Origin of the sequence: Rothia sp. HMSC068F09 (assembly GCF_001812775.1) — a bacterium.
Taxonomy (GTDB): Bacteria; Actinomycetota; Actinomycetes; order Actinomycetales; family Micrococcaceae; genus Rothia; species Rothia mucilaginosa_A.
Window position 1 is genome coordinate 13,839 of record NZ_KV810424.1, and the last position, 3,043, is coordinate 16,881.

The 3,043-nt window shown below is 62.8% G+C and carries 3 protein-coding genes and 1 pseudogene; all 4 read right to left on the reverse strand.

The window, feature by feature from the left end:
* Positions 1–817, reverse strand: an 817-nt coding sequence (locus HMPREF2874_RS03970; RefSeq protein ID WP_070649025.1) for an IS3 family transposase, incomplete at its 3' end; no start/stop codon positions are given.
* Complete coding sequence (locus HMPREF2874_RS03975) at positions 817–1,329, reverse strand: helix-turn-helix domain-containing protein (protein WP_070649026.1); 513 nt, start codon at positions 1,327–1,329, stop codon at positions 817–819. The genes HMPREF2874_RS03975 and HMPREF2874_RS03970, both read right to left, overlap by 1 nt.
* Positions 1,330–1,385: 56 nt before the next feature.
* Positions 1,386–2,858 (reverse strand): methylated-DNA--[protein]-cysteine S-methyltransferase, encoded by a 1,473-nt coding sequence (locus HMPREF2874_RS09610; RefSeq protein WP_210397966.1) that lies wholly within the window; start codon positions 2,856–2,858, stop codon positions 1,386–1,388.
* Positions 2,827–3,043: pseudogene (locus HMPREF2874_RS03985) on the reverse strand (MFS transporter permease); the annotation flags it as partial. The gene HMPREF2874_RS09610 and the pseudogene HMPREF2874_RS03985, both read right to left, overlap by 32 nt.

Here is a 3,043-nt window from a genome sequence, read left to right on the forward strand (position 1 = left end):
TCAGGCCCTTAAGCTTTACCTGGCGCCTTGTCGTATTCCAATGCATAATATACGCATCAAGATCAGCTTTGAAACTCTCAAAAGTCTGCCAGTCCTGGCCACGAAAGAACTCGTCCTTGAGATGTCCAAAGACCTGTTCAGTGGCACCATTGTCGATGCAGTTGCCTTTACGTGACACGCTCTGGATAAAACCATTATCAGCAAGCGTTCTGATATAGGTCTCATGCTGATACTGCCAACCCATATCCGAGTGCAAAATCGGCTCAGCCCCTTCAGGTTTGGCATCCATGAGTATCCGGAGCATCTCTTGTTGCTGGACGAGGTTGGGGCACATCGAGATGGAATGGGCAACAATCTCTTTGCTGGCAAAGTCGTAGACCGGCGCGAGGTAGGCCTTACCAAAGGAGAGCTTGAACTCGGTGACGTCGGTACCCAGTTTCTGCCAGGGGCCATCAGCCTTGAAGTCGCGACCGATGATGTTCTCGAAACTTTGCCCCACAGGCCCCTTGTAGGAGTTGTACCTGTGGTAGGCCCTCTCGCGGCGTATGCCGCAGCGTAGCCCCATCTGGCGCATTATCTTCAAAACCATCTTATCGGCAATGCGTTCCCCTTCCTCAGCGCGCAGGCACATGGCTACCTGCCTGTGACCGCACCCGTTGGGGGTTCGCGAAAAGATTTGGGCGACCTTGGGACGTAGCTGTACTCTGGTTGGCTGCTGGGGGTGAGCCAGCGCGTAGTAGTAGCTCGACCTGGCAAGACCGGCGGCCTTGAGGAGATCGCACACCGCATGTCCGCGCCCTGAAAGCTCAGCGACCACTAGGGCTTTGTCCCGGTTTGGGAGCGCCTGTACGCCTTCAGGGCAATCGATTTTTTTAGGTACACCACCTGCGCCTCAAGCTTGCGCACGCGCTCGGCGAGTTCCTCCTCACGCGTTGGTGGCACCGCCCGCACCGACCCCTTCGGCCTGCCCTTGGGCTTGGGCTTGAGTGCCTGCGCGCCGCCCTCGCGGTACAGCCTGCACCACTGCTTCAACGGTGTCGTGCTCGCAATACCGAAATGCATCATCGCTTCAGGCTTACTCATCCCACCATCAACCACGGCCGCCGCTGCGGCGACCTTGGTCTCGTAGTCGTATTTGGTGTGTTTTACTCCCATGGTAAGAAGCCCGCCCTTCCCGATGACGCGGTACATTTTCTGCCACTCTCTCACAGTCGCGGCGGACACGCCAAGCCTTTTGGCGGTCAGACGATAGCCACGTCCCTTCTCAAACATTTGTACTGCCTGTTTCCGAAGCAAATGGTCATGCCTTGATCTCAGATGTTCAGACATGAAAAGCCTCCCGTTTCTTGGACTTCATTTTCGTTGTCCAAGAAACGGGAGGCAGTTCACATCACGACGAGGTCTTCGAACGCATCACCCACCCGGCGCTGCGCCGCGTCATCGACGTCGTGCTCGTCTTCTCGGGCTTCGCGATGGGCTTCGTGATGCTCGCGGGCGCCGGTGCGAACCTCGAGCAGCAGTTCGGCCTGCCCGCGTGGGCGGGTAGCGCCCTGTGCGCGGTGCTCGTGATCCTCACGGCCTTCCTCGACTTCGACCGGATCATGAAGGTGATCGGCGTCTTTACGCCCATAATCATCGTCGCCATCACGATCCTCACCATCTACTCGCTGGCGACGCCTCACCCCAGCGTCGCCGAGCTCAACACCGCCGCCACCCAGGTCACCCCGGCGCTGCCCAACCTGTGGCTCTCCACGATCAACTACTTCGCGCTGTGCGTCGTCAACGGCATCGCGATGGCCTTTGTGCTCGGCGGCTCGGTGCTGCGCATCGGCGAGGCCCGCCGCGCCGGGCGCATCGGCGGCACCATCATCGCCCTCGTCATCGGCGCGGACGCCCTGTGCCTGTACCTGAACGTGGATCGCGTCTGGGACGTGAACGTTCCCACCCTCGAGATCGCGCGTTCGATCCACCCGGCCTTCGCCTTCGTCTATACGCTCATCATTTTCGCGCTCATCTACAACACGGTCTTTTCGCTGTTCTACTCGACGGCGCGCCGCTTCTCGGGCGGGCAGACCACCCGCATGCGCATCGTCCTCGTCGGCATGGTCGCGGTGGGCTACGCGGCCTCCCTCATGGGCTTCAAGAAGCTGATCGGCGGCATGTATCCGATCATCGGGTGGCTGGGCGTCGCCCTCCTCGTCGTCCTCGCGGTCGGCTGGCTGCGCGAGCGCTCCGCCGTCCTGCGCGAGGAGAACCTGCGTCGCAAGCTCATTCGCGTCCTCGTGCGCAAGCAGCCAGGCTTTCACGTCCCCTCCCGCCGCGTAGCCGCCCGGGCCGTCCGCCGCCACAACACGGTGGCAGGGACGGATGAGGAGTAGAGGATTGCGTCCGACCGCCCCGCCAATCGCCTGGGCCGATGCGGGCACGCCTGCGTCCCGCAGCGTGGCCGTGAGGTGCCCGTACGTGCGCGTCGCGCCGTAGGAGATAGCGTCCATCGCCTCCCACACGCGCCTCTGGAAGTCCGTGCCCTCAGGCGCGAGGGGGACACTCGCGGGGGAGGGGGCTTCGCCCGCGAAGTATCCGTCGAGCCAGGCCACCGCCGCGTCCAGAGCGTGCGCGTCGGCCTCGTCCCACTCTGCTGGCGCGAGGACAACCTCCCGGGAATCGGGCGAGGTCAGGTCGAGCGCCGAGCGCGCCGAGGCCTCGTCGATGCCATAGGGGGAACCGAAGAAGCGCTGCCCGGTCACCCACAGGCCGACGAGCGCACCGCCCCGCGCGGCCAGCGTGAGGCAGCCGATGGGGGAGTCATAGGCGGCGAGCGCCGGATCAGAACTGCTCGGGGTGATCTCGATAGGCATACGCCCACACTGTCACGGCGACAGTCACAGCGCGAGTCCAGGCATCGCGGACGGCGCTCAGTTCTTCGCCCTCGAAGCCCTCCGCAAGGAGACGGTGCCCGACCTCCACAGTGGGCGCGATAAAGGCGAGCACGTAGCGTAGTGGCACGAACGGTGTCGAGTCCGCCCCATCCGCCGCGTTCTTC